The organism is Micromonospora sp. NPDC048835, from assembly GCF_040649995.1.
Lineage (GTDB): Bacteria > Actinomycetota > Actinomycetes > Mycobacteriales > Micromonosporaceae > Micromonospora.
This window is the reverse complement of record NZ_JBEZGM010000025.1, coordinates 76650-102487: the sequence shown is the minus strand read 5'-3', so window position 1 is coordinate 102487 and position 25838 is coordinate 76650. Positions and strand designations below refer to the sequence as shown.

At 72.1% G+C, this 25838-nt stretch carries 22 protein-coding genes; 12 read left to right on the top strand and 10 right to left on the bottom strand.

Going from position 1 to position 25838, the window contains the following annotated elements:
- Positions 1–352: 352 nt before the first annotated feature.
- Positions 353–1108 (bottom strand): dienelactone hydrolase family protein, encoded by a 756-nt coding sequence (locus AB0C15_RS25655; protein WP_357355968.1) that lies wholly within the window; start codon positions 1106–1108, stop codon positions 353–355.
- A 163-nt stretch (positions 1109–1271) separates the two neighbouring features.
- Here AB0C15_RS25655 and AB0C15_RS25650 point away from each other — a divergent pair, with 163 nt between their 5' ends.
- The 3 genes from AB0C15_RS25650 to AB0C15_RS25640 are packed head-to-tail and all read left to right on the top strand — an operon-like array spanning position 1272 to position 2628.
- Entirely contained in the window at positions 1272–1676 is a 405-nt protein-coding gene (locus AB0C15_RS25650; protein ID WP_357355966.1) for a hypothetical protein, read from the top strand.
- Positions 1673–2176, top strand: a complete 504-nt coding sequence (locus tag AB0C15_RS25645) for a universal stress protein (protein WP_357355964.1) — start codon at positions 1673–1675, stop codon at positions 2174–2176. The genes AB0C15_RS25650 and AB0C15_RS25645 overlap by 4 nt, the downstream gene beginning before the upstream one ends.
- The gene (locus AB0C15_RS25640; protein WP_357355962.1) at positions 2173–2628 is read left to right on the top strand and encodes an SAV_915 family protein; all 456 of its coding nucleotides are present in this window, start codon (positions 2173–2175) and stop codon (positions 2626–2628) included. Before AB0C15_RS25645 ends, AB0C15_RS25640 begins: the two co-directional genes overlap by 4 nt.
- Here the strand turns inward: AB0C15_RS25640 and AB0C15_RS25635 are convergent.
- The 8 genes from AB0C15_RS25635 to AB0C15_RS25600 all read right to left on the bottom strand — a co-directional run bounded on the left by AB0C15_RS25635 (position 2589) and on the right by AB0C15_RS25600 (position 14279).
- On the bottom strand, positions 2589–4598 hold the full coding sequence (locus AB0C15_RS25635) for an FAD-dependent oxidoreductase (protein WP_357355961.1): 2010 nt from the start codon (positions 4596–4598) through the stop codon (positions 2589–2591). The two genes, AB0C15_RS25640 and AB0C15_RS25635, sit on opposite strands and share 40 nt — an antisense overlap.
- A gap of 49 nt (positions 4599–4647) precedes the next feature.
- Positions 4648–5328, bottom strand: coding sequence for a response regulator (locus AB0C15_RS25630; protein WP_210859434.1), 681 nt, complete (start codon positions 5326–5328; stop codon positions 4648–4650).
- A complete protein-coding gene (locus AB0C15_RS25625) occupies positions 5325–7874 on the bottom strand; it encodes a DUF4118 domain-containing protein (protein ID WP_357355959.1) in 2550 nt (849 codons plus the stop codon). The genes AB0C15_RS25630 and AB0C15_RS25625 overlap by 4 nt, the downstream gene beginning before the upstream one ends.
- A 72-nt stretch (positions 7875–7946) precedes the next feature.
- The gene (locus tag AB0C15_RS25620) at positions 7947–8828 is read right to left on the bottom strand and encodes a potassium-transporting ATPase subunit C (RefSeq protein ID WP_357355957.1); all 882 of its coding nucleotides are present in this window, start codon (positions 8826–8828) and stop codon (positions 7947–7949) included.
- Positions 8828–11023 carry a potassium-transporting ATPase subunit KdpB gene (gene kdpB / locus AB0C15_RS25615; RefSeq protein ID WP_357355955.1) on the bottom strand — a complete coding sequence of 732 codons (2196 nt, stop codon included), beginning with the start codon at positions 11021–11023 and terminating at the stop codon, positions 8828–8830. Before kdpB ends, AB0C15_RS25620 begins: the two co-directional genes overlap by 1 nt.
- Before the next feature lie 20 nt (positions 11024–11043).
- The gene (gene kdpA / locus AB0C15_RS25610; RefSeq protein WP_357355953.1) at positions 11044–12699 is read right to left on the bottom strand and encodes a potassium-transporting ATPase subunit KdpA; all 1656 of its coding nucleotides are present in this window, start codon (positions 12697–12699) and stop codon (positions 11044–11046) included.
- Complete coding sequence (kdpF, locus tag AB0C15_RS25605; RefSeq protein WP_036390805.1) at positions 12699–12788, bottom strand: K(+)-transporting ATPase subunit F; 90 nt, start codon at positions 12786–12788, stop codon at positions 12699–12701. Before kdpF ends, kdpA begins: the two co-directional genes overlap by 1 nt.
- Positions 12789–13238: 450 nt before the next feature.
- A complete protein-coding gene (locus tag AB0C15_RS25600; RefSeq protein ID WP_357355951.1) occupies positions 13239–14279 on the bottom strand; it encodes an SAM-dependent methyltransferase in 1041 nt (346 codons plus the stop codon).
- A gap of 72 nt (positions 14280–14351) precedes the next feature.
- On the opposite strand from AB0C15_RS25600, the gene AB0C15_RS25595 reads away from it, so the two are divergent.
- The gene (locus AB0C15_RS25595; protein ID WP_357355949.1) at positions 14352–15275 is read left to right on the top strand and encodes a zf-HC2 domain-containing protein; all 924 of its coding nucleotides are present in this window, start codon (positions 14352–14354) and stop codon (positions 15273–15275) included.
- Positions 15276–15339: 64 nt separating this feature from the next.
- On the opposite strand, the gene AB0C15_RS25590 is transcribed toward AB0C15_RS25595, so the two are convergent.
- Positions 15340–15984: a TetR/AcrR family transcriptional regulator gene (locus AB0C15_RS25590; protein WP_357355947.1), complete on the bottom strand. Its 645-nt coding sequence runs from the start codon at positions 15982–15984 to the stop codon at positions 15340–15342.
- A 119-nt stretch (positions 15985–16103) separates the two neighbouring features.
- Between AB0C15_RS25590 and AB0C15_RS25585 the strand changes: the two genes are divergently transcribed.
- The 8 genes from AB0C15_RS25585 (at position 16104) to AB0C15_RS25550 (ending at position 25815) form a co-directional block, all read left to right on the top strand.
- A complete protein-coding gene (locus tag AB0C15_RS25585; RefSeq protein WP_357355945.1) occupies positions 16104–17264 on the top strand; it encodes an acyl-CoA dehydrogenase family protein in 1161 nt (386 codons plus the stop codon).
- Positions 17254–18468 (top strand): acetyl-CoA C-acetyltransferase, encoded by a 1215-nt coding sequence (locus AB0C15_RS25580; RefSeq protein ID WP_357355943.1) that lies wholly within the window; start codon positions 17254–17256, stop codon positions 18466–18468. Before AB0C15_RS25585 ends, AB0C15_RS25580 begins: the two co-directional genes overlap by 11 nt.
- Positions 18469–18483: 15 nt before the next feature.
- Complete coding sequence (locus AB0C15_RS25575) at positions 18484–20637, top strand: 3-hydroxyacyl-CoA dehydrogenase NAD-binding domain-containing protein (RefSeq protein WP_357355941.1); 2154 nt, start codon at positions 18484–18486, stop codon at positions 20635–20637.
- Positions 20638–20747: 110 nt separating this feature from the next.
- The gene (locus tag AB0C15_RS25570) at positions 20748–21860 is read left to right on the top strand and encodes a CaiB/BaiF CoA-transferase family protein (protein ID WP_357355939.1); all 1113 of its coding nucleotides are present in this window, start codon (positions 20748–20750) and stop codon (positions 21858–21860) included.
- Positions 21861–22048: 188 nt separating this feature from the next.
- Positions 22049–23311, top strand: coding sequence for a DUF2786 domain-containing protein (locus AB0C15_RS25565; protein WP_357355937.1), 1263 nt, complete (start codon positions 22049–22051; stop codon positions 23309–23311).
- A 149-nt stretch (positions 23312–23460) separates the two neighbouring features.
- Positions 23461–23817, top strand: coding sequence for a YciI family protein (locus AB0C15_RS25560; RefSeq protein WP_357355976.1), 357 nt, complete (start codon positions 23461–23463; stop codon positions 23815–23817).
- Positions 23814–25067 carry a DUF6596 domain-containing protein gene (locus tag AB0C15_RS25555; RefSeq protein ID WP_357355935.1) on the top strand — a complete coding sequence of 418 codons (1254 nt, stop codon included), beginning with the start codon at positions 23814–23816 and terminating at the stop codon, positions 25065–25067. Before AB0C15_RS25560 ends, AB0C15_RS25555 begins: the two co-directional genes overlap by 4 nt.
- Before the next feature lie 91 nt (positions 25068–25158).
- Entirely contained in the window at positions 25159–25815 is a 657-nt protein-coding gene (locus AB0C15_RS25550) for a class I SAM-dependent methyltransferase (RefSeq protein WP_357355933.1), read from the top strand.
- Positions 25816–25838 lie beyond the last annotated feature (23 nt).

Here is a 25838-nt window from a genome sequence, read left to right as displayed (position 1 = left end):
GCCGGATCGGCAACGAGTCACCCAAATGATCATTGACGCCGAACCCTATCGGCAACCGACCGAACCGATCACCACAGACATAGAAGCGTCTTGCAATTGTGGTTGTCGATAGGAGCGGAATTGCCCCTTATGTCGGGACAGCAAGTGCAAGATCGCGGAGCAGGGCGGCCCAGGTCCCGTCGATCATGGAGTTGTGGTGCCGGATTTGGCGAACTTGTGGCGTTTTATTACCCACCACGACTCCATGATCGACGAGGCAGCGCTGGTTGCGGGGTCATCGGCGGGCCGCTGGGCGGTGGAATGGGCCCGCCCCTCGGCGGGCTCTGTCCAAGATTGCCGGAACGGAGACCTGTCAGCTGACTGGCAGGGCACGGTTCAGGAGGTCGAACAGGGCGGTCCAGTGCCGCTCGGTGGCCTGCTCGTCGTACGCCGGGGTGTCGGCCATGGTGTAGCCGTGGTGCGCTCCCGCGTACACCTCGGAGCGGTACCGCACTCCGGCGGCGTCGAGCGCCTTCTCCAGCGTGGTGATCTGCTCGGGCGTCATCGACTGGTCGGCGTCGGCGTGCCCGAAGTACACCTCGCCGGTGATCGAGCCGACGCCCAGGTGTGGGCTGTCCGGCGCGTCGGTGACGATCCGCCCGCCGTGGAAGCTGGCGATCGCCGCGATGCGGTCCGGGTACGCCTCGATGGCCCGCAGCGCGTTCGTGCCGCCCATGCAGTATCCGGTGATGGCGACCGGGCCCGGCTGGACGTCGTCGCGGGCGGCCAGGAAGTCCAGGTACGCGCCGGTGTCCCGACTGATCACCTCGGGGGTCAGCGCGCCGACCAGCGGCATGATCTTTTCGAAGAGGGCGCCACGCTGGTCCGCCTCGGCGAGTCGGGACAGGTCGAACAGCGGTGCCCGGCCGGCCCGGTAGAACAGGTGCGGCGTCAGCACCAGATAGCCGCGCTCGGCGATCCGCTCGGCCATCTCGACCAGGCGCGGGCGCGGCCCGAAAGCGTCCATGAAGAGCAGCACCGCCGGGAACGGACCGTCGCCGTCCGGTCGGGTCAGGCTCGCGTCCGCCACTCCGTCGCTGGTCGGGATGTCCACCGTCGTCGTCAGCACTGTGCCTCCTCGTACGCCGATCTTGGTCCGTTGGGAACGTTACTCGCCGTGTCGGTGCTCCCGGCCGGCAGCCGCGTGAACGTGGCGTCAAGAAACGACGGTGAGCCGTCGAAACGGCGTATCGACAGGTGCTCCGCCGCCGCGTCATGGTGACGATGGGTCCATGAGTCCTTGGCGGATGACACGCTGGGAACGCGGGAACCTGCCACCCGGCACCGACACAGCCAGCGACCCCGGCGGGCCCGCGACCAGAGCGGACGAACCGGAGCGGCGGCACGAGGCGCTGGTGAGCGTTCGGCTCGGCCCGTCCGCGCCCGGCAGCCACCTGGTGGAGTACCTGCGGCACGAGCCGTGCGCCGTCGCGGCGTGGTGGATCGCCGCCGACGTCGACGCCGTGGTCCGCCTCTCGGCCGGCAGCATCACCGTGCTGCACCGCGCCGTGGCCGATCTGCGCCTGCGCGCCAGGGTGGAGGTGGCGGAGGCCAACTACATCCTGCGCGCACTCGACCTGACCACGGCGGCCGGCACGCTCGCCGCAACCGACGCCCGGATGGGGTCCGCCGCATGAGCCGCCCCGCCGGTGCCCACCGGGTCGTGGTGGGAGTCGACCGCTCGTTCGCCGGGATGCAGGCGCTGCGCCGGGCGATGCAGCTGGCCCGCCGCGACGGCGCGCGGCTGGACGCCGTCCGCGCGTGGGTCTTCGCCCCGACGTGGCGGCCCGGCACCCTGACCTGGCGGTGGCAGGACGAGTGCGACCGGGCGGCCCTCGTCTACCTGCGCAGCGTCTTCGACGCGGCGCTCGGTGGGGTCCCCCGGGACGTGACCGTGCGGCTGGTGGCGACCCAGGGGTACGCCGGGCAGGTGCTCGTCGACCACGCGTGCCGGGAGTCGGACCTGCTTGTCGTCGGCAGCCCGGAACGCGGCCGGTTCGGTAGGTCCCGTGGCCACGTCACCAGGTACTGCGTGACACACGCGGACGTGCCGGTCATCGCGGTGCCCGCGCCATCCTGGGCGCGGGCCGCGACGATCCGCCGCTTCGCCCACGACCTCGAACGATTCAGCAGATGACCGTCGCCGTTGCGGCGCCACTGATGACGACCACTCTTCCGACACGTGTGGAAAGGACCAACCCGACCATGGACGAGGCCCCGATAATCTTCGCCGTTCCGGTGCGTGACCTGCCGGGACGGCTGGTGCGGACGGTGCGGACCGGCCGTTCGCCGCAGGGGCGACGGGTGGGCATCGCCTTCACCCGACCGGAGCTGCTCGTCGCCGCGATGGGCGCGGACCAGCGCTGGGAGGAGCTGTGCGAGTCCGCGCTGCGGGGCATGCTGCGCCCGCTGGGCATCGACGTGATCCAGGTCGACCCGCTGCTGGTGGCACCGCCGCTGGACCCGCAGACCGCCGCCCGACCGCAGACCGCCGCCCGACCGCGGGCCGACGCACGACCGCGGGCCGACGCACGACCGCAGACCGTCAGTCAGGCGCGGACGAAGCGGACCGCGTCGGCGACCACGTAGCCGTCGGTGTCCTCGGTACGGATCAACACGCTGCCGCCCGTGCCCGCCGTGAACGGGTAGGTGCCGAGCGCCACCCACTGGCCGCCGGCCTGCCGCTGGTCGACGGTCCTGGTGGTCAGCCCGCCGGTGTACTCGATGTCCACCGGCACGTTCGTCGCCCGGTTGGGGTGCCCGGTCCAGCGCAGTTGTACCGTCCACGACCCGGAGGCGGGAAGCGTCGGGCGGAACCGCAGGCGGTTGACCCCCTTGCCGGCGTTGTCGTCGTGCTCGTAGTCCGGGCCGTAGTAACCGCCGGTGCTGGTGCTGCGCAACCACGTCCCGGCCCGGGTGATCCCGGTGGACGACGCATTGTCCAGGATCACCTCGCTCGTGGAACCCCACTCCAGCACCGCGCCGTCCTGGCGCAGCCGGGCCTGGAGGGTGGGCACCGGAACGGCCTGCACGGGAAGGTTACCGGCGAGTGCCAGGGTCGCCGCGGTGGCTGCCGCCTGCCCGAGAATCATGAACACGGGTTCCATCCGGATCGAGCCGTACGCGATGTGGCTCGCCGAGAGGCAGACCGGCACCAGCAGGTTGGCGCACTGCGCCTGGTGCGGAACGATCGAGCGGTAGCTCACCGGGTACGGCGCCGGCACGCCGATCTGCACGTCACCCTCGTTGCGGACCTTCCCGTCGACCACCACGCGCTGACAGTTGTGCGAGTCCATCGTGTAGCTGGCCAGGCCCACCGAGTCCGTGGCGCGTACCCGGCCCCGGCAGTCGGCCTCGGTCATCACGTACGCGGAGACCATCCGTCGGGCCTCGCGGATGTAGAGCAGCGGTGGCCAGCCGCCGGTGCCGGTGAACTCGTCCACCGGCAGCCCCCACCGGGCCGTCGAGTCGCGCACCGACGCCGGCAGTCGGCTGTCGTTCGCCAGGAACCACATCAGCCCCTGCTGGTAGGTGCGGTGCTCGGCGATGATGCTCTCCCGTGCCGCCCAGCTCGCCGTCGGGTACGCGTAGTTGAAGCCGATGTCGTCTGTCGACACGGCACCGTTGTTGTTGGAGTCGGTCTTGCCGCCACCGATCGAGTGGGTGGTGAAGTACGGTCCGGCGTAGCCGGCCTGGATGTGCCGCAGCAGCAGCTCGTACCGGATCGGGTCGTAGCCGGACGGCTTGCCGAACGGCATCCGGTTGGTGGCCTGGGTCAGGCACATCCGGAAGCAGTACGCCTGGATCCGGTCGTCGCCGCTGCCCTGCGGGGCGAGCGGGGTGGCCGAGATGCCCGGGAGCAGGCCGCTTGCCGGCGATCCGGCCGTCACGTACGGGTCGACGGGGTGCGCGAACTGGTGGGTGTTGCGCGACTGCACCCCGTTGATCGTCTCGCCGTAGGTGTCGTTGGACTCCCGCCCGACGGTGAACCCGACCCCGGCCATGGCCAGCAGGTCGCCCTCGTAGGTGGCGTCGACGAACATGCCGCCCCGGTAGATCGACCCGTCCTCGGTGCGCAGCTCGGTGATCCGGTCGCCGGTGCGGCCGATGCCGCTCAGCCGGGCGTCGACGACCACCGGCACGTCCGCCTCGGCGAGCATCTCGGCGAAGACGGCGGCGGCGACGTGCGGTTCGAAGGTCATCCGCAGCGGCGACGTCGGAGTGAGGGTTCCGCCGTGGTACTGCACGTACACCCGGCGGTAGAACTCGGCGGCCAGCCCGCCGATCGACGCCTGGACGCCGGTGTCGGTGGCGCCCAGCCCGGCGGTGCTCAAGCCGCCGACGTGGCTGGTGGGCTCCACCACCACCGCGGTGCGGCCGAGTCGGCGCATGGTGATCGCGGCGGCCAACCCGCCGGAGGTGGCGCCGTAGACGACCAGGTCGGCGGTGGTGACGGCGGCTCGGGCGGGGTCGGCCAGGAACGGGCCGTCGAGGCTGGCCAGGACGAGGCCGGCGCCGCCGACGGTCAGCAGCCGACGACGGGACAGGTGCAGGGACACGGCAGGGCTCCCGGGGGGTCACCGGTGGAGATTGACGGGTGTCAACGGCTTATGGCCGGTAACGGTAACCCATTCCCGGCTCGGTGATGAGATGGCGAGGGCGGGCCGGGTCGTCCTCCAACTTGCGTCGCAGCTGAGCCAGGTACTGCCGCAGGTAGTTGGTCTCGTTCTGGTATTCCGGTCCCCACACGTCCTGCAGGAGCTGGCGTTGGCTGACCAGCTTGCCGGGGTGCCGCAGCAGCTTCTCCAGCACGCTCCACTGGGTGGGGGTCAGCTTGACCTCGGTGCCGTCGTCCCTGCGCACACTGTGGTCGGCCAGGTCGACGGTGTGCTGCCCGATCCGCAGCGCCGGCACCGCTTCGCTCGGTGCGCCGAGGCGGCGGGTCACCGCGCGGATGCGGGCCAACAGCTCCTCGACCCCGAACGGCTTGGTGACGTAGTCGTCCGCCCCCGCGTCGAGCGCCGCGACCTTGTCCTCGCTGCCGGCCCGGCCGGAGAGCACGATGATCGGCACGGTGGTCCACCCGCGCAGACCCCTGATCACCTCCACGCCGTCGATGTCGGGCAGGCCGAGGTCGAGCACCACCAGGTCGGGCGGGTGACTGGCGGCGGCCTTCAACGCGGCGGCCCCGGTGCCGGCGACGTCCACGTCGTACCTGCGGGCACGCAGGTTGATGCGCAGGGCACGCAGGATCTGCGGCTCGTCGTCGACGACCAGGATGCGCGTCATTCCTGCGGCCCCTCCGAGGTGGTCTGCGCGGCCGGCAGCCGCAGCACCATGGTGAGCCCACCGCCGGGGGTGGTCTCCGGGGTGATGCTGCCACCCATCGCCTCGGCCAATCCCCGGGACAGGGCAAGACCGAGACCGACGCCGGTCTGGTTGTCCCGGTCACCGAGGCGTTGGAACGGCAGGAAGACGTGCTCCCACTGCTCCTCCGGGATGCCCGGCCCCCGGTCGATCACCCGCAACTCGACCTGGCCGGCGTGGGCGCTGGCGGTGATCGTGGGCGGCTGACCGGGCGGGCTGTAGCGCAGCGCGTTGGCGACGATGTTGACGAGCACCCGTTCCAGCAGGCCCGGGTCGGCGGTGGCGGCCGGCAGGTCGGCCGGGATGTCCGTGCCGACGGTCGCGGCCGCCGGGCCAAGTTCGTCGAGCGCCAGGGGTACGGCGTCCTCCAGGCCGATCGCGGTGGCCGAGATGCCGAGGACACCCGCCTGGAGCCGGCTCATGTCGAGCAGGTTGCCGACCAGCCGGGCGAGTCGGTCCAGCGACTCCTCGGCGGTCTCCAGCAGCTCCTCGCGGTCGGACTCGTCGAACTCGATGTCATGGCTGCGCAGGCTGGTCACCGCCGCCTTCGCGGACGCCAGGGGCGTACGCAGGTCGTGGCTGACCGCCGCGAGCAGCGCGGTACGCATCCGGTCGGCGGCGGCGAGCGGTCGGGCGGTGGCCGCCTCCTCGGCGAGTCGTTCCTGGCGTAGCGCGACGGCGGCCTGGGCGGCGAACGCCTCGACGATCCGCCGGTCGGCGGCCTCCAGCCGTCGACCGCAGAGCACGACGGTGATCCGCTCGTCGACAGGTACCGCCGTCTCCCCGCCTTCCGGGGTGCAGGGCGGGCCCTCACCGACGCTGGCCACGACGTGCCAGGCGTGCTCCTCGCGGGCCCGGTCGGGGCGTCCGCTGGCCTCCTCGGCCAGCTCCAGCACGCTCACCGCGCGCAGCCCGAAGGTCTCCCGGAGCTGGTCCAGCAGGGCGGGCAGGGGACGTTCGCCGCGCAGCACGCCACCGGCGACGGCGGCGAGGGTCTGCGCGTCGGCGGCGGCCCGCGCGGCCTCCCGGGTACGCCGGGCGGCCACGTCGACGATCCAGCTCACGGCCAGGGCCACCCCGACGAAGACGGCCAGGGCGAGCAGGTTGTCGGCCTCGGCGATGGTGAGGGTGCGAAAGGGCGGGGTGAAGAACCAGTTGAGCAGCAGCGAGCCGCCGAGCGCGGCGACCAGGGCCGGCCACACCCCACCGACGAGCGCGACTCCGACCACCCCGGCGAGGAAGAGCAGGATGTCGTTCGTCAACGTCAGGTCGGGCAGGGTCTTCAGCAGCACGGTGAGCAGCGGCATGCCCAGCACCGCCAGCCCGAAGCCGAGCAGCCGGCGACGCCGGGACAGCGCCGCCGGCACCGCCGCCGCCCGGCGGCCCTTGCCGGCCTGCTTGTGGGTGACCAGGTGCACGTCGATCGAGCCGGAGAGCGCGGTGGTGGTCACCCCGACACCCCTCGCGAAGATCTGCGCGAGGCGACCCCGCCGGCTGGCGCCGAGCACCAACTGGGTGGCGTTCACGCCCTGGGCGAAGTCGAGCAGCGCGGCCGGCACGTCGGTGCCGAGCACCTGGTGGTAGGTGCCGCCCAGGCTCTCCACGAGCACACGTTGGCGGGCCAACTGGGCCGGGTCTGCCCCGGCCAGGCCGTCGCTGCGGGCCACGTGCACGGCGAGCAGGTCGGCGCCCTTGCTGCGGGCCGCCACCCGGGCGGCGCGGCGGATCAGCGTCTCGCCCTCCGGGCCGCCGGTCAGCGCCACCACCACCCGTTCCCGGGCCTCCCAGGTGGCGGCGATGCCCTGCTGGCTGCGGTACCGGTCGAGCTGCTCGTCGACCTTGTCGGCCAGCCAGAGCAGTGCCAGCTCACGCAGCGCGGTGAGGTTGCCGACCCGGAAGTAGTTGCCGAGCGCGGCGTCGATCTTGTCGGGTCGGTAGATGTTGCCGTGCGCCATCCGGCGGCGCAGCGCCTCCGGGGTCATGTCGACGAGCTCGACCTGCTCGGCGGCGCGGACGATCTCGTCCGGCACGGTCTCCCGCTGGGTGGTGCCGGTGATCTGCGCGACGACGTCGTTCACCGACTCCAGGTGCTGCACGTTGACCGTGGACAGCACGTCGATCCCCGCGTCGAGCAGCTCCTGGACGTCCTGCCAGCGCTTGTCGTGCCGGGAACCGGGCACGTTCGTGTGCGCCAGCTCGTCCACGATCGCGATCTCGGGGCGGCGGGCCAGCACCGCGTCCAGGTCCATCTCGGTGAACTCGGCACCCCGGTAGTCCATGCTGCGGCGGGGCACCTGCTCCAGGTCGCCGAGCATCGCCGCGGTGTGCTGACGGCCGTGCGTCTCCACGAAGCCGATCACCACGTCGGTGCCGCGGGCGGCCCGCCGCTGGGCCTCCTCCAACATGGCGTACGTCTTGCCGACGCCGGGGGCGGCCCCGAGATAGATGCGCAGTTCTCCGCGTGGCACGGGTCCATCCTCCCTGCTCAGATCGGTGGGCGGGGCCGCGCCCGGTCGGCACGGCCCCGCCCCCGAGGGTGCTCAGCGCGCGGCGAACTGCTTGTCGAGGGCGAGGTTGAGTTCGAGCACGTTGACGCCGGGCTCACCCATGAAGCCGAGTGCCCTCCCGTCGGTGTGCTCCTCGACCAGTTTGCGGACCGCCGCCGGGTCCGCGCCGCGCTCGCGCGCGACCCGGTTCACCTGCAGTTCGGCGTACGCCGGGCTGATCTGCGGGTCGAGGCCGCTGGCGCTCGCGGTGACCGCGTCGGCGGGCACCGCCGGATCGGCGGGCGCGTCGCCCCGGATCGGGGTGACCACCCCACCGGCCGCCACGTAGTCCTCGCCGGGCTGTGCCAACTCGACGGTGACGCCCTGGTACGAGCCGACGAACGGCGTCGCCGGGGCGGCCTGGTTGACGCTGACCACCCGGGTGACCGGGCCGGTCAGGCCATCCGCGCGGAACACCGCGAGCACGGCGCCCACCCCGTCGGCGGTGCAGTACGGGCGTCGACCGTCGACCCCGTTCAGCTCACCGACCGCCTTGCTGCGCCCGCAGACCTGGGTGAGCAGGCTCTCGCTGGACTCCTCCGGGTCGGTGGCGATGGTGTCGACGACGCTCTCCGGGCCCAGGTTGCTTGCCGAGGTGGAGGTCGGGTCGTAACCGTCGCCGGCAGCCGACGGGCGGGACTGGAAGTACCGGGCGACCGGGTTGCCGTCCGCGTCGGTGAACGACTGGCCGATCAGCGAACTGCCGACGGTGTTGCCGCCCACGGTGATCAGCGAGCCGTCGGCCTTGTGGTTGAGGCCGGGTAGCTGACCGAGCGCTACCAGGGCCAGCGGGTAGACCAGGCCGAGCAGCACCGTGAGGACGAGTACGGCGCGCAGCGCGGCGAGGTGTTGGGCGATCCAGGTGGGTAGACGCATCACGAAATCCCCGGGAAGAACTGGATGAGCAGGTCGATGAGCTTGATCCCGATGAACGGCACGATGATGCCGCCCAGCCCGTACACCAGGAGGTTGCGGCTGAGCAGCTTCGACGCGGCGGCCGGCCGGTACCGCACGCCGCGCAGGGCGAGCGGGATCAGCGCGATGATCACCAGGGCGTTGAAGATGACCGCGGAGAGGATCGCCGACTCCGGGCTGGCCAGGCGCATGATGTTCAGCGCGTCCAGGCTCGGGTAGAGGCCGGCGAACATGGCCGGGATGATCGCGAAGTACTTCGCGATGTCGTTGGAGATGCTGAACGTGGTGAGCGCGCCACGGGTGATCAGCAACTGCTTGCCGATCTCCACGATCTCGATCAGCTTGGTCGGGTCGGAGTCGAGGTCGACCATGTTGCCGGCCTCCTTCGCTGCCGACGTGCCGGTGTTCATGGCCACCCCGACGTCGGCCTGGGCGAGCGCCGGCGCGTCGTTGGTGCCGTCACCTGTCATCGCGACCAGCCGACCACCCTCCTGCTCCCGCTTGATCAGCGCGAGCTTGTCCTCCGGCGTCGCCTCGGCCAGGAAGTCGTCCACCCCGGCCTCGTCGGCGATGGCCTTCGCGGTACGCGGGTTGTCACCGGTGATCATCACGGTCCGGATGCCCATCCGGCGCATCTCGTCGAACCGCTCGCGCATGCCGGACTTGACCACGTCCTTGAGGTGGATGACGCCGAGCGCGCGGGCGGGCTGACCGTCGACGTGCTCGGCCACGACGAGCGGGGTGCCGCCGGTGCCGCTGATCGCGTCCACGATCTCGCCGACCTGCTCGGTCGGGTGACCGCCGTTCTCGCGTACCCACTTCATGACCGCGGCGGCGGCGCCCTTGCGGACCCGACGGGCCGTGCCCACCGCGCCGCCGTCGACGCTGGCGTCCGGGGTGAGGTCGACGCCGCTCATCCGGGTCTGCGCGGTGAAGGGTACGAAGGTGGCGTGCGGCATGACGCCGGGCTCGCGCTCGCGCAGCCCGAACTCGTTCTTCGCCAGGACGACCACCGAGCGCCCCTCCGGGGTCTCGTCGGCCAGGCTGGACAACTGGGCGGCGTCGGCCACGGTCGCGGCGTCGACCCCCTCGACCGGTACGAACTCGGCGGCCTGCCGGTTGCCCAGGGTGATGGTGCCGGTCTTGTCCAGCAGCAGGGTGTTGACGTCGCCGGCCGCCTCGACGGCCCGGCCGCTCATGGCCAGCACGTTGCGCTGGACGAGGCGGTCCATGCCGGCGATGCCGATGGCGGAGAGCAACGCCCCGATGGTGGTGGGGATCAGGCAGACCAGCAGCGAGACCAGCACGACGCCGGTCACACCGGAGCCGGTGATCGCGCCGCTGTCCGGTGCCGCCGCCTGGTACGCCTTGGAGAAGATGGCGAGCGGCTGGAGGGTGACCACCGCCAGCAGGAAGATGACGGTGAGCGCGGCGAGCAGGATGTTCAGCGCGATCTCGTTCGGCGTCTTCTGCCGGTTGGCCCCCTCGACCAGGGCGATCATCCGATCGATGAAGCTCTCCCCAGGCTTCTGGGTGATCTTCACGATGATCTGGTCGGAGAGCACCTTCGTGCCGCCGGTGACCGCGCTGCGGTCTCCACCGGACTCCCGGATGACCGGGGCCGACTCGCCGGTGATCGCCGACTCGTCGACGCTTGCGATGCCCTCGACGATGTCACCGTCGCCGGGGACGATGCCGCCCGCCTCGATCAGCACGATGTCGCCCTGCCGCAGCTCCGGCGCGGGCACCGCCTCGTCGCGGTAGGTGTTGGCCCGCGCGCCCGGCTTCCAGTCGATCAGCCTGGTGGCGATGGTGTCCTTCTTGGCCTGGCGCAGGGTCGCGGCCTGGGCCTTGCCCCGACCTTCGGCGACCGCCTCGGCCAGGTTGGCGAAGACCACCGTCAGCCAGAGCCAGATGGTGATCGCCCAGGCGAACACCGACGGGTCGGTCACCGCCAGGACGGTGGTGAAGGCCGCGCCGACCTCCACGATCAACATCACCGGGTTGCGCCACATCGTGGCGGGGTTGAGCTTGCGTACCGCGTCCGGCAGGGACCGGACCAACTGCTTGGGATCGAGCAGGCCCCCGCCGATCCGGTTGCCCTGGGTGGCCGGGGTGCCGGGGAGTTGCTCTGTCGGGGCGGACGTGACGGACATGTCCTCGTTCCTCATGATGGTCAGAGCCCCTCTGCCAGCGGGCCGAGCGCGAGCGCGGGCAGGAAGGTCAGCGCGACGAGGACCACGGTGACGCCGACGACCATGCCGATGAAGAGCGGTCGGTGGGTCGGCAGGGTGCCCTCGGACGCGGGGGTGGGTGCCTGGCGGGCCAGCGAGCCGGCCAACGCGAGCACGAAGATGAGCGGCAGGAAGCGGCCCAGCAGCATGCACAACCCGAGCGCGGTGTCCCACCAGGTGGTGTTGACGGTGATGCCGCCGAAGGCGGAGCCGTTGTTGTTGCTGGCCGAGGTGAACGCGTACAGCACCTCGGAGAGGCCGTGCGGGCCGACGTTGAGCGCCGTGGCGTTGTTGCCGGTGGCGAACGCCGCCGCCGTACCGACGAGCACCAGGATCGGCGTGATCAGGAAGTAGAGCGAAGCGAACTTGATCTCGCGTGACCCGATCTTCTTGCCCAGGTACTCCGGGGTGCGGCCCACCATCAGGCCGGCCACGAAGACCGTGATCACCGCGAGGATGAGCAGGCCGTAGAGCCCCGAACCGGTGCCGCCCGGCGCGACCTCGCCGAGCATCATGTTGACCATGGTCATCATGCCGCCGAGCGAGGTGAACGAGTCGTGGAACGAGTTCACCGCACCTGTCGAGGTGAGCGTGGTGGCGGCGGCGAAGGTGGCCGAGTTCGACACGTCGAACCGCACCTCCTTGCCCTCCATCGCCGCACCGATCGCCTGCGGCACCGTGCCGTGGCCGGCCAGCTCGAAGATGTTGGTGATGGCGACGCTGAGGAACGCCAGGATGCCCATCACCGCGGCGATGGCGTAGCCCTGCCGGTTCTGCCCGACCATCCGGCCGAACACCCGGGGCAGGCTGAACGGGATCAGGAAGATCAGGAAGATCTCCAGCCAGTTCGTCCAGGTGGTGGGGTTCTCGAACGGGTGCGCGCTGTTGACGTTGTAGAAGCCGCCACCGTTGGTGCCCAACTCCTTGATCACTTCCTGGCTGGCGACCGGACCACCGGTGATGGTCTGGGTGCCGCCGGTCAGCGTGCTCACGTCGGTGCCGCCGGAGAGGTTCTGCACGGCCCCACCGATCATCAGCGCGATCGCGCCGAGCACCGCGATCGGCAGCAGGATCCGCAGCACGATCCGGATCAGGTCGACCCAGAAGTTGCCGAGCTGCCCGGTACGGCTGCGGGCGAAGCCGCGCACCAGCGCGACCGCCACCGCGATGCCGACCGCCGCCGACACGAAGTTCTGCACGGCCAGGCCGGCCATCTGCACCAGGTGACCCATCGTCGACTCACCCGAGTACGACTGCCAGTTGGTGTTGGTCACGAACGACACGGCCGTGTTCCACGCGCCGTGCGGCACCACCGGGTCGAACCCCAGCGACAGCCACAGGTGGTTCTGCACCCGCTGGAACAGGTACAGGAACAGGATCGAGACCGCGGAGAACGCCAGCACGCTGCGGGCGTACACGCCCCAGGTCTGCTCGGCGGCCGGGTTGACCCCGACCAGTCGGAAGATCCCCCGCTCGACCCGCGACTGTTTCGTACCGGAGACCGCCCGGAACATGTAGTCGCCGAACGGCTTGTAGACGGCGACGAGGGCCGCCACAAGCGTCACGATGAAGATGACGCCCGCTGTTGTCATGGTCATCAGAAGCGCTCCGGGAACAGCAGGGCGAACACCAGGAACGCGCCCAGGACGATCGCGAGCACCAGACCGACGGCGTTTACCGCGTTCACAGCTTCTCCACCGCCCGGACCACCAGGGCGAGCACTGCGAACAGCGCCACCGTCAGGACCACGAACACCACGTCAGACACGCTGACTCCTCAGCCGGAAAGGTTCGTCGCGACCGCCTTCCGGTCGCGCCGGGCAATCAAAGCCCCACCACCCGCCGGACGGCAGGGGTCATAACGCGACCATGACGGGGGCGAACCTTTTCTTGACGTGGTTTTCACGGAGGCACCCTGAACAGGTGAAATGCGGCACAGACCCGCGGCGGTCCGGGGGGGTCGAGACAAGTTGTCCACCCCTTTGCTCTGCACCCGCGGAAGCGCCAGCTACGGACCGTGAGTGTCGCCTCCGCGGGTGCAGAGCAAAGGAGGCGCGAGACCGTGCGCGACCCCGATGGCCTGGCGCACGGCGTGGCGGAGGGGCGGAGGGGCGGAGGGGCGGAGGGGCGAGGCCGGGTCAGGCCGGGCGGCGGGCCACCAGCACGTCCCGCATGATCGACTGGTCCACCCGGTGCCGCAGCGCCCGGTAGGGCTCGGAGTCGACGACGGTCAGGCCGGCGTCGGCAAGCGTCGCCGCCGCGTCATCGCGGCTGGCCACGTGGGTGTTCCAGGAGATCCCGAGCGCACCGCCGGGGCGCAACAACCGGGCCCAGACCGGCGCGGCGTCCGCGAGCAACGCCAGCGGGTCGCGGGTCAACCCCTGCCCAGCGGTACGACTGCCGTGCTGCACGCCGTACGGGGCATCGGCGACGATCAGGTCCACGGTCTCCGGGCGGAAGAACTCGGCCGAGCGGGCGGTGTCGGCGTTGACCACGTCCAGCAACTGCGTCTGGCCGGCCTTGTGCTCCTCGCGTGTCGCCGCCAGCTCGATCCGCACCCGTCGTCCGACCACCTTGCGTTCCCGCCGCACCGGCCCCGACTCCAGCACCCGGTGCTTGACCCGCTTCTGCTTCAGCCAGGTGGTGATGAACGCCCGGTACGCCTCGACGTCCTTCTGGTCACGTTCGATCCCGGCGGCGTCGAAGCCGTACATCAGTGCCTGGTTGAGCGTGGTGCCCCGACCGCAGAGCGGGTCGAGAACCCGGAACCGGCGGCTGGTCATCTCGGTGGCCCAGTCCGAGGCGAGCAGGGTGACGTTGAGCAGCAGCTTGGTGAACTGCTCGTTGGTCTTGCCCGGGTACTTCTGGATGGTGAGCAGGTCGTCGTCGTAGCGGTCCAGCCGGCGCCACTCGATCGGCCGCAGCAGCTCACCGACGATCTCGAAGAGCGCGTACCCGGCGGAGAGGTTGCCCAGGACGGCCAGGTCCCGCTCGGTCAAACCGTCGCCACCGAAGGTGACGTAGGACGCCCCTCCGACGACCTCGGTGTCCAGCTCGCCGATCCGGCCCTCGATCGCCGAGCGGCCGAAGATCTCCAGCTCGGCCCGGGTGAGGTCGACGGCGGCGCGGGCGTACACCCGGTTGGTGGCGGGCAGGATCAGCAGGCCGTAACGCGTCATGATCCGGCGAGTATTCCACAACCAGTCACGGTCTCCGGGAACCGGAGCGGCTCACGGAGCGACTACCGATACATGGGGTGTGAGCAGTGGCGGGAGGTCCTGTCCGCGCAGCTGGACGGGGAGGAGACCGCCGCCGAACTGACGGCGGTGCAGGGGCACCTCGACGGGTGTGCCGAGTGCCGGGCCTGGTTCACGGCGGCGGCGGCGGTGACCCGTCGGGTTCGTACCCGACTGGTCGTTGAGGTGCCCGACCGGACGGCGGCGATCCTTGCCGCCACCGCGGCGGCGCCGGCCCGACCGCCGTGGTGGCGGGTGACCGGGCGAGGTCGGCTGGCGTCCGGGTTGCGCCCGGCGTTCGGAAGTGGTGGTTCGGTCGCCCGCCTGCGTGCGGTGTTCGGGCGCGGCCCGCTCGTCGTCGGCCTGCGGTCGGCGCTCGGGCTGCTCGGCGCGGTGCAGCTGGTGCTCGGTCTGGCCCAGGTGGGCCGGGGCGCGACCGCCGATCACCTGCACCCCACCGGCCAGCACCTGTGGCACGAGTCGGCGGCGTGGAACGTGGCGGTGGGCGCGGGCTTCCTGTTCGTGGCGGTGCGCCGCAGCCCGCCCGCCGGGCTGCTGCCGATGCTCAGCGCGTTCGTCGGCACGCTGCTGCTGCTGTCGGTGAACGACCTGGCCACCGGGTCGGTGGGCGGGGAACGGCTGATCAGTCACGGCTTCCTGGTGGTCGGCTACCTGATCACCGTGCTGCTGTCCCGGCCCGGTCTGCGCCCCGGTGGGCCGGCACCACAGCGGCAGCCGACACCGTCCCGCTGGCGGTTCGGGGCGGACGAGGTGGACCGGCCGTTGCGGGTGGTAGGCCCCGATTCCTATCCGGCGCAGGCGGCCGACCGGTTCGCCGCCCCGGCAGCGCATGCCGACCAGGCCGCGCCGGCGGCCCGTACCAGCCAGGCCGCGCCGGCGGCTCGTACCGGCCAGGCCGGCGACCGACGCGCCGCCTGAGCGGCCGGCGCCCTTCGGCGGACGGCGATCAGCGCTGAGCGGCTTCAGCGCTCTGGTCGCGCGTTCAGCGCTCTGGTCGCGTCGGTTCGCGGTCGGCGAGGACCTGCGGGATGACCTGCTCGACGATGGTCAGCAGGGTGGTGGTCAGCAGGAGGTGCACCTGGTCGCGGGTCAGCGCGCCGCGCTGAAGCCATTCCCGGGCGGTCGACGTGGCCAGCCCGCCGTACGCCCGGACCATTCCGCGTAGGTCCTCGCGGTGCTGCGCCTCACCGGTCAGCCCGACGGCGACGAGCATCCGGTCCGCAGCGACCTCCTCGGCCTCGGCGAGCACCCGCTCCACGTCGGCGTCACCGCCCATCCCCCGCGCGGTGACCGCCGCCAACCACGAGGTGCTGTGCCGGGACACCACGTCGAGGAACCAGGTGACGCTGGCGTCGACCCGGGTCCGGAGATCACCCTTGGGCAGCCGCTCCAGGGCAACCTCGGGGATGGTCACCATGACCCGGACGACCTCCAGGTAGAGGTCCTTCTTCGCACCGAAGTAATGGTTGACCAGGCCGCGAGCCACACCCGCCTCGCGGGCGACGTCGGTGGTCGACACGTCCGCGTACGGCCGCTCGCCGAACAACCGGACCGCGCAGGCGAGGATCTGCCCCCGCCGGGCGTCCGGCTCCAAACGGCGGCGGCGCGGAGCCGTCTCGACACTCATCTGCCCGACCCTATCGACAGCCAGCCGGTCGGCCACCGCTCCTCACCGGAGCCTTGGCGATCGAGGCGCGGCAGCAGCGCTTATTGACACGGTGCCAACAGGGCGCGAGGGTGGTGCACATGTCGACGCCCGACGGTCCCCCCTCAGCCTGGCGCGAGCCGGAACACGACGACCTCGCCGACCTGGCCCGCACCTTCTTCACCAAGGAGGTGTTGCCGCACGCCGAGCGCCTGCTGACGCAGGGCCACCCGGACCGCGAGCACTACCGGCGGGCCGGTGAGCTGGGGTTGCTCGGCCTGTCCGTCCCGGAGGAGTACGGCGGCGGGGGCGGCGGGTTCACCCACGAGGCGGTGCTGCTGCACGAGCAGGCGTACACCGGGGAGAGCAGCCTCGGGCTGGCCGTGCACAGTGGCATCGTCACCGGCTACCTGGCGGCGTACGGCAGCGAGGAGCAGAAGCGCCGTTGGCTGCCCGGCCTGTGCAGCGGCGAACTGGTCGGCGCGATTGCGATGACCGAGCCGGACGGCGGCTCAGATCTTCAGGCGATGCGGACCAGGGCGGTCCGGGACGGCGACGACTACCTGGTCACCGGGGCGAAGACGTTCATTACCAACGGCGGCCTGGCCGACCTGGTCATCGTGGCCGCGAAGACCGACCCGGAGCAGCGGGCCGCCGGGGTCTCGTTGCTGGTCTGCGAGGTGGGCGGCGACCCGGTGGGGTTCCGTCGAGGGCGCCTGCTGTCCAAGATCGGCCTGCACGCCAACGACACCGCCGAGTTGTTCTTCGACGAACTCCGGGTACCGGCGGCGAACCTGCTGGGCGGTGCCGAGGGGCTGGGCTTCATCCAGCTCATGCAGCAGCTCCCGCAGGAACGGCTTGTCATCGGTGTCGGCGCGGTCGCGGCCATGGAGCGGGCGGTCGCGCTGACCGTGGCGTACGCCAAGGAGCGCACCGCCTTCGGCAAGACCCTGATGGGTCACCAGAACACCCGGATGGTGCTCGCGGAGTGCGCCACCCGCGCCCGGGTCAGCCGGGTCTTCCTGGACGACTGCATCGTCCGGCACAGCCGTGGCGAGCTGGACGTGGCCACCGCGGCGATGGCGAAGTCCTGGCTCACCGACGGGCAGTGCGAGGTCGTCGACAGGTGCCTGCAGATCTTCGGCGGTTACGGCTACACGACGGAGTACCCGATCGCCCGGATGTACGCCGACGCCCGGGTCCAGAAGATCTACGGCGGCACCAACGAGATCATGAAGGAGTTGATCGCCCGTGCCCTCTGAGGCGTACGTCTATGACGCGGTGCGCACCCCGCGCGGACGCGGCCGGGACACCGGCGCGCTGCACGGAGTCAAACCGATCTCGTTGGTGGTCGGCCTGATCGACGCGTTGCGGGCGCGCAACCCCGGCCTGGACGTGGGCCGGTTGGAGGACCTGCTCCTCGGCATCGTGACCCCGGTCGGCGAGCAGGGCGGCGACCTGGCACGGGCCGCCGCGCTGCTTGCCGGACTGCCCGATCAGGTGGGCGGGGTGCAGCTCAACAGGTTCTGCGCCTCCGGGCTGGAGGCGGTCAACTCGGCCGCCGCGCGGATCCGCTCCGGCTGGGAGCATCTGCTGCTCGCCGGCGGGGTCGAGTCGATGTCCCGGGTGCCGATGGGTTCCGACGGCGCGGCCTGGGCCACCGACCCGCAGACCGCGCTTGCCACGTCGTTCGTGCCGCAGGGCGTCAGCGCCGACCTGATCGCCACTCTGGAGGGCTTCACCCGCGACGACGTGGACGGTTACGCGCTGCGGTCGCAGGAGCGGGCCGCCAAGGCGTGGGCCGGCGGCTACTTCACCCGCTCGGTGGTGCCGGTCCGCGACGGCAACGGGCTGGACATCCTCACCGTCGACGAGCACCCGCGCCCGGAGACCACCCGGGAGGCCCTGGCCCGGCTCACCCCGTCCTTCGCCACCCTCGGCGAGGCGGCCGGCTTCGACGCGGTCGCGTTGCAGAAGTTCCACTGGTTGGAGGCGATCGACCACGTCCACCACGCGGGCAACTCGTCCGGCATCGTGGACGGTGCCGCGCTGGTGCTGATCGGCTCGGGTGAGATCGGTCGGGACCTCGGCCTCACCCCGCGCGCCCGGATCGTCGGCGCGGCGGTCAGCGGCGCGGACCCCACGCTGATGTTGACCGGCCCGATCCCGGCCACCCGCAAGGCGCTCGCCGTCGCCGGGCTGACGGTCGACGACATCGACCTGTTCGAGATCAACGAGGCGTTCGCCGCCGTGGTGCTCAAGTACGTCCGTGACCTGGGCCTCGACCCGGAACGGGTGAACGTCAACGGCGGCGCGATCGCTCTCGGCCACCCGCTCGGCGCGACCGGAGCCATGTTGCTCGGCACCGCGTTGGACGAGTTGGAGCGCCGCGACCTGCACCGCGCCGTGGTGACCCTCTGCATCGGCGGCGGCATGGGCGTCGCCACCGTTCTCGAGCGCTGCTGACCCCGGAGGACGACAATGACCGACACCATCCGGTACGACCGCGGCGCCGACGGCATCGTCACGCTCACCCTGGACGACCCCACCCAGTCCGCGAACACCATGAACCGGGCGTACGCCGCCTCGATGAGCGCGGTGCTCGATCGGCTGGAGGCCGAGCCCGATCTCGTCGGGGTCATCGTGACGAGCGCGAAGCCGACGTTCTTCGCCGGTGGCGACCTGCCCGAGATGATCCGGGCCACCCGCGCCGACGCGCCCGCGCTGGCCGACCTGCTCGGCACCATCAAGCGGGACCTGCGCCGCCTGGAGACGCTGGGCCGGCCGGTGGTCGCGGCGGTCAACGGCTCCGCGCTCGGCGGTGGACTGGAGATCGCGCTCGCCTGCCACCACCGGATCGCGCTCGACGTGCCCGACAGCCGGCTCGGGCTGCCCGAGGTGACCCTGGGGCTGCTGCCCGGCGCGGGCGGGGTCACCCGGACGGTCCGGATGCTCGGCCTGGCCGGCGCGCTGACCACGGTGCTGCTCACCGGCCGGCGGATGCGTCCGACCGACGCCCTGGCCGCCGGGCTCGTCGACGAGGTGGTCGCCACGCCGGCCGAGTTGCTGGAGCACGCCCGGGCCTGGATCGCCGCCAACCCGCACCCGGCCCAGCCGTGGGACCGGCCGGACTACCGGATGCCGGGCGGCACCCCGGCCAGCCGGTCGCTTGCCGCACAACTGCCCGCCTTCCCGGCGACGCTGCGCAAGCAGCTCAAGGGCGCCCGGCTGCCCGCGCCCGAGGCGATCCTGGCCGCCGCCGTCGAGGGCGCACAGGTCGACCTGGAGACCGCCCTGACGGTGGAGACCCGACACCTGATCGGGCTGCTCACCGGACAGGTCGCCAAGAACATGATCGGTGCCTTCTTCTTCGACCTGAAGGCCGTCAACGGGGGCGCGGCCCGGCCGTCCGTGGACGCCCCACCGGTTCGCCGGGTGGCGGTGCTCGGGGCCGGCATGATGGGCGCGGGCATCGCGTACGCCTGCGCCAGCGCCGGCCTCGACGTCGTGGTCAAGGACGTCACGCCGGAGGCCGCCGGCCGGGCCCGCGAGCACGCCGAGCGGTTGCTGTCCCGCGCGGTACGCAAGGGTCGCACGACCGAGGCGGACGCCCGCGCCGTGCTGGACCGGATCACCACCACCGACCGGGCGGACGCGCTGGCCGGCTGCGACGCGGTCATCGAGGCGGTCTTCGAGGACCCGGCGCTGAAACAGCAGGTCTTCGCCGAGGTGCTGCCCGTACTGACGCCCGACGCGTTGCTCGCCTCCAACACGTCCACCCTGCCGATCACCGGGCTGGCCGCCGGCGTGGACCGGCCGACGGACTTCATCGGCATGCACTTCTTCTCTCCGGTGGACCGGATGCCGCTGCTGGAGATCGTGGTGGGCGAGCGGACCGGGGACGTGGCACTGGCCCGGGCGTTCGACCTGGGCCGACGCATCGGCAAGACCCCGATCGTGGTCAACGACGGTCGAGGCTTCTTCACCAGCCGGGTTATCGGCCGGTTCATCGACGAGGCGGTCGGCATGGTCGCCGAGGGTGTCCCCGCCGCATCGGTGGAGCAGGCAGCCCTTCAGGCCGGCTACCCGACCGGGCCGCTGGCGCTTGCCGACGAGGTCAGCCTCACGCTGATCCAGCGGATCCGCCGCCAGTTCGAGGCGGCCAGCGAGGAGTTCCGACCCCTGCCGGCGCACCGGCTGGTGGACGAACTGGTCGACGCGTACGACCGGCCGGGGCGCGCAGCCGGTCGCGGCTTCTACTCCTACGACGACGGCACCCGGGGCCGGCTGTGGCCCGGCCTCGCCGACCTGACCACGGACGCGGGTCGGGCGGTTCCGTTCACCGACCTACAGGAGCGGATGCTCTTCGCCGAGGCGCTTGACGCGCTGCGCTGCCTCGACGAGGGGGTGCTGCGTACCGAGACCGACGCCAACATCGGCTCGATCTTCGGCATCGGCTTCCCCGCGTGGACCGGCGGGGTGATCCGCTACGTCCGGCAGTACGCGGGCGGCCCGACCGGCTTCGCGGCCCGCGCCGCCGAACTGGCCGACCGCTACGGCGACCGGTTCACACCCCCGACGGACCTGGTGGACCAGCTCGCCGCCCGCCCCGCCGAGCCCGCCGGCGTCCTCTGATGGCGTCACCCGGAAGTTCGGACGCATCAGACGCGGCGACACGCGCGGGGTCGGACACACCGGCGCGCGGTGCGTCTGGTCCACCGGCACGGGGCGGGCCGCTCGCCGGGGTGCGGGTCGTCGAGCTGGCCAGCCTCGCCCCGGCGCCGTTCGGCTGCATGGTGCTCGCCGACCTCGGAGCGGACGTGGTGCGGGTCGACCGGCCGGGCGCTCCGGGTGCGGGCCGGCTGGCCGCGCCGACGAGCGGGCCGTTGCAGCGCGGACGGCGGGTCACCGCACTGGACCTGAAGTCCCCGGCCGGGGTGGCGGACCTGCTGCGCCTCGTCGAGCGGGCGGACGTGCTCGTCGAGGCGTACCGGCCGGGGGTGGCCGAGCGACTCGGCTTCGGGCCGGAGGTGTGCCAGGCCCGCAACCCCCGGCTGGTCTACGCGCGGATGACCGGCTGGGGTCAGGAAGGCCCGCTGGCGGCCCGAGCCGGGCACGACATCGACTACATCGCGGTGGCCGGGGCGTTGGAGCCGTTGGGACGGGCCGGCGAGCGCCCGTACGCGCCGATGAACCTGCTCGCCGACTTCGGTGGCGGCGGCATGCTGCTCGCTGTCGGTGTGCTCGCCGCGCTGCTGGAGCGGGAACGCTCCGGCCTCGGCCAGGTGATCGACGCGGCGATGGTGGACGGCTCGGCCCTGCTCACCTCGTTCCTGCACGGGCTGCTCGGCTCCGGCATGTGGGCCGCCCCGCGTGGGCGCAACGTGTTCGACGGCGGCGCGCCCTTCTACGACACCTACGCCACCTCCGACGGTGGATTCATGGCCGTCGGTGCGATGGAACCGGCCTTCTACGCCGTACTCCTTGCTGGCCTGGACCTTGCCGACGACCCGGACCTGCCCGCCCAGTACGACCCGAGCGGCTGGGACGAGCTGCGCCGCCGGTTCACCGAGCGGTTCGCCGAGCGCACCCGGGACGAGTGGACGGCGGTCTTCGCCGACCTGGACGCCTGCGTCGCGCCGGTGCTCGCCCCAGGTGAGGCGCACGAGCACCCGCACAACGCCGCCCGGGGCACCTTCGTCGAGGTCGGCGGCGAGGTCCAGCCGGCCCCCGCACCCCGCTTCGCCCGCACCCCGACCGCCCGCCCAGCCCCGGCACCGAACCCGGAGAAGGACCTCCTACCAATCCAGCAGATCCTGCCCGGCTGGCCGCACCGCACCTCGCCCTCGCCGCGGTGATCAAGAGCTTTGCGTCAAGGATCCGTCCTCTGGTGACGCAAACCTCTTGATCACCACCTCGGGGGTTGGGGGTTGGGGGTTGGGGTGGGGGTTGGGTTTGGGGTGGGGTTTGGGTTCTGTCGGGGCTTGGGGGGCATGATCATGCAGCCTGGAGGCAGCGACAGCCAGATCCCGAGTAGGAGGTGCCCGTGTCGGACGCGGACGAACTCGTCGCAAACGCGCTCGCGGCGGTGCGCGGCACTGACGTACGACAGGCCGAACGGCAGCTTGACCACCTGATGGTCGGCACCGGCGCCGCGGACGGCACCACTGCGGTGGACGCGGCGTTGCTGCGTCGCCTGGTCCGCGCTCTGGTACGGCTGTGGCCGCGCGGTTGGCAGCCGGTCGACGTGGAGCGGATCACCGCTCGTCGCCTCGGCGTGAGCGCGGCCCGGCTGGTCCGCGACGCGATGGCCGTCCAGCGGCGCGGCCAGGCCGAGCCGGTCCCCGCCTGGTGGGACGACCAACTCCGCGAGCTGGGGGTGACCGGGGGCGGTGCCGACGGAGACGTGCTGACCGGCTGGGCCACCCGGGACGGCCTGGACCGGGTCGACGCCCTCCGCGCGGCAGTGGACACCCTCGCGCTGCTGGAGAGCCTGCCGCCGATCGCGGTGCTGCGCCCGCCGCCGGGCGTGGCCGGCGCGGCACTGCCCCGCACGGCGGGCACGGCGCGCAGCGGGTCACCGATGTTGGACCGGGTACGCGCGCTGCTGGCCAAGGCCGAGTCGACCACCTTCCCGGCGGAGGCGGAGGCGCTGACCGGGAAGGCCCAGGAGTTGATCGCCAGGCACAGCATCGACGAGGCGCTGCTGGCCGCCGGGGCGGAGCGCGGGGACCTGCCCGGCGGGGTGCGCCTGGGCACCGACAGCCCGTACGCGGGCGCGAAGGCGCTGCTGGTGCAGGAGGTGGCGGCGGCGAACAGGTGCGAGGCGGTCTGGTCCGACGATCTGGGCTTCGCCACCGTGCTGGGCTGGCCGGCCGATCTGGTGGCGGTCGAGTTGCTCTACACGTCGCTGCTGGTGCAGGCGACGGCGGCGATGCTGCGGGGGCGTGCCGAGCGGCGGCCGGGCTCGGGGCGGCGGACGAAGGTCTGGGACGAGTCCTTCCTCAACGCGTTCGCGCTGCGGATCGGCGAGCGGCTGCGGGCGGCCACCGACGCGGCCACCGACGCGGCGGACCAGGCGGCGGCCGAGACGACCGGGGCGGAGCGGCTGTTGCCGGTGCTCGCGGCGCGGGGCGAGGCGGTCCGGGAGCGGTTGGACACGCTCTTCCCCGGCGTCACCCGGCACCGGCTCAGCGTGCGCGACGCCGAGGGCTGGTCGTCCGGTGCCTCGGCCGCCGACCGGGCGTCGCTCGACGTCGGCGGAGGTCGGAAGCCCCGGCAGGTGCGCGGCCGACCCGATCAGCGCTGAACCATCCGGCGTGGGACCACCTCCCGCGCAGGTTTCTGGGTTTTTCTTCGGTACGCGGTAGGGATCGGGGGAACGGCTCCGACCCTTCGGTGAGTCGCGCCCCGGTCGGGGTGCGACCAGAGAGCCTGAGGAGTATCGCCGTGAAGTACATGCTGCTGATCTGGAACCGGCCCGGCTTCACCGAGGAGCTGACCGAGCAGGACCGCACCGCCCTCTTCGGCGAGGTCGACGAGATCATGAAGGAGCTGGCCGAGACCGGCGAGTTGATCGGCGGTCAGGCGTTGGCGAATCCGTCGCAGACGTTGACGGTCCGGCTCGTGGACGGCGCCCCCGAGGTCCTCGACGGCCCGTTCATGGAGAGCAAGGAGCAGTTCGCCGGTTACCTGGCCGTCGACTGCGACAGCCCGCAGCGGGCCGCCGAGATCGCCGCCCGCTGGCCGGACGTCCGGTACGGCGGGGCGATGGAGGTCCGCCCGATCATGGACGAGGCCGGGACGGAGATGTGACCGGGGACCGGACGGTCGAGGATCTGCTGCGCACGGTCGCGCCGCAGGTCCTCGGCCTGCTGGTCCGCCGGCACGGACAGTTCGACAGGTGCGAGGACGCGGTCCAGGAGGCGCTGCTCGCCGCCGCGACGCAGTGGCCGGGTCAGGGCGTACCGGACAATCCGCGCGCCTGGTTGCTCACTGTGGCCACCCGCCGGCTCACCGACGAGTGGCGCAGCGAGAGCGCGCGCCGGGACCGCGAGGTGGCGGTGGCGCGGCGCGAGCCGGCGTACGCCGGGGTGGCACCGGCGGCGGATGCGGAGCCCGCCGTTCCGTCCGACGACGACACCCTCACCCTGCTGTTACTCTGCTGCCACCCGGCGCTGCCCGGGTCGGCGCAGGTGGCGCTGACCCTGCGGGCGGTCGGCGGCCTCAGCACGGCCCAGATCGCCCGGGCGCACCTGCTGCCCGAGGCGACGATGAGTCAACGGATCCGGCGGGCCAAGCAGCGGATCGAGGCCGCCGGGGCCCGGTTCACCATGCCGGGGCCGGCCGAGCGGGACGAGCGGCTGGGCACGGTGCTGCGGGTGCTCTACCTGATCTTCAACGAGGGTTACACCGCGTCAAGTGGTCCGGACCTGCGCCGGGCCGAGTTGACAGGTGAGGCGATCCGGCTGGCGCGCATCCTGCGCGGGCTGCTGCCGGACGACGGTGAGGTGGCCGGGCTGCTGGCGTTGATGCTGCTGACCGACGCGCACCGGGCGGCCCGGGTGGGGCCGGACGGCGAGTTGGTGCCGCTGGCCGAGCAGGACCGCTCGCGCTGGGACGCCGCCGCCATCGCCGAGGGGGTCGCGCTGATCACCGAGGCGTTGACCTGGTCGCCGCCCGGCCCGTACCAGCTCCAGGCGGCGATCGCCGCGGTGCACGCGGAGGCGCCGACGGCGGGCGAGACGGACTGGCCGCAGATCGTCGCGCTCTACCGACTGCTGGCCCGGATCGCGCCGAACCCGATGGTCACCCTGAACCAGGCGGTGGCGGTGGCCATGGTCGACGGGCCCCGGGCCGGGCTCGACCTGCTCACAGCGTTGGACGCCGACGAACGCACGGCCGGGCACCACCGGCTGGCAGCCGTCCGGGCCCACCTGTTGGAGCTGGCCGGGGAGCGCGGTGCGGCGCGGGAGGCGTACCTGGCCGCCGCACGGGGCACCACGAGCCGGCCCGAGCAGCGCTACCTGGAGGTGCGGGCGGCTCGGCTGACCGGGCAGGGCTGAGGGACATCGCCTTGCCGTTTTGGCAACAATCTTTGCGCATCGGCCGGTCGCCGGTCACAGTCGTGGGCGACGCGCGAAGGAGCAGGCACAGATGACCGAGCAGCACGAGTTCGACAAGGGCTACTGGGAGCGGCACTGGCACCAGGCACAGCACGACCGTCCCGGCGCGATGAGCACGAGTCCCGCACACCCGTACCTGGCCAGCGAGACCGGCGATCTGGTGCCGGGCTCGGCGCTGGACGCCGGGTGCGGCGCCGGCGCCGAGGCGATCTGGCTCGCCGCCCACGGCTGGCAGGTCACCGCTGTCGACATCGCACCCGTCGCCCTGGCCCGAGCCGCCGAACGCGCAACGGAGAGCGGGGTGTCCGAGCGCGTGCGGTGGGTGGAGGCGGACCTGACGGCCTGGGTTCCGGAGGCACGGTTCGACCTGGTCACGACGCACTACGCGCACCCCGCGATGCCGCAGTTGGCCTTCTACGACCGCATCGCCGGATGGGTGGCACCCGGCGGGACCCTGCTGATCGTCGGGCACCTGCACACCGCGGCAGCCCCCGCGCACGGGCACGGGCACGGGCACGGGCCGGGGCACCACCCACCGGACGAGGCATCGGTCACCCTCGCGGACATCACCGCCGCCCTGGGCGGCAGCACCTGGGAGATCGTCACCGCCGAGGAGCACCGTCGCACGGTGCCGGGCCGGGAGGCCCCGCTGTACGACGTGGTCGTCCGCGCCACCCGACGCCGCTGAACCGGCCCTGGGCGGCGCGGACC

Coding starts and splice junctions, on each gene's coding strand:
- AB0C15_RS25620 (WP_357355957.1), bottom strand. CDS start 8,828: ATGCGTCTACCCACCTGGATCGCCCAACACCTCGCCGCGCTGCGCGCC.
- AB0C15_RS25650 (WP_357355966.1), top strand. CDS start 1,272: ATGAGTCCTTGGCGGATGACACGCTGGGAACGCGGGAACCTGCCACCC.
- kdpA (WP_357355953.1), bottom strand. CDS start 12,699: ATGACCATGACAACAGCGGGCGTCATCTTCATCGTGACGCTTGTGGCG.
- AB0C15_RS25600 (WP_357355951.1), bottom strand. CDS start 14,279: ATGACGCGTTACGGCCTGCTGATCCTGCCCGCCACCAACCGGGTGTAC.
- AB0C15_RS25645 (WP_357355964.1), top strand. CDS start 1,673: ATGAGCCGCCCCGCCGGTGCCCACCGGGTCGTGGTGGGAGTCGACCGC.
- AB0C15_RS25585 (WP_357355945.1), top strand. CDS start 16,104: ATGTCGACGCCCGACGGTCCCCCCTCAGCCTGGCGCGAGCCGGAACAC.
- AB0C15_RS25590 (WP_357355947.1), bottom strand. CDS start 15,984: ATGAGTGTCGAGACGGCTCCGCGCCGCCGCCGTTTGGAGCCGGACGCC.
- AB0C15_RS25630 (WP_210859434.1), bottom strand. CDS start 5,328: ATGACGCGCATCCTGGTCGTCGACGACGAGCCGCAGATCCTGCGTGCC.
- AB0C15_RS25560 (WP_357355976.1), top strand. CDS start 23,461: ATGCTGCTGATCTGGAACCGGCCCGGCTTCACCGAGGAGCTGACCGAG.
- AB0C15_RS25640 (WP_357355962.1), top strand. CDS start 2,173: ATGACCGTCGCCGTTGCGGCGCCACTGATGACGACCACTCTTCCGACA.
- AB0C15_RS25550 (WP_357355933.1), top strand. CDS start 25,159: ATGACCGAGCAGCACGAGTTCGACAAGGGCTACTGGGAGCGGCACTGG.
- AB0C15_RS25575 (WP_357355941.1), top strand. CDS start 18,484: ATGACCGACACCATCCGGTACGACCGCGGCGCCGACGGCATCGTCACG.
- AB0C15_RS25595 (WP_357355949.1), top strand. CDS start 14,352: ATGGGGTGTGAGCAGTGGCGGGAGGTCCTGTCCGCGCAGCTGGACGGG.
- kdpB (WP_357355955.1), bottom strand. CDS start 11,023: ATGTCCGTCACGTCCGCCCCGACAGAGCAACTCCCCGGCACCCCGGCC.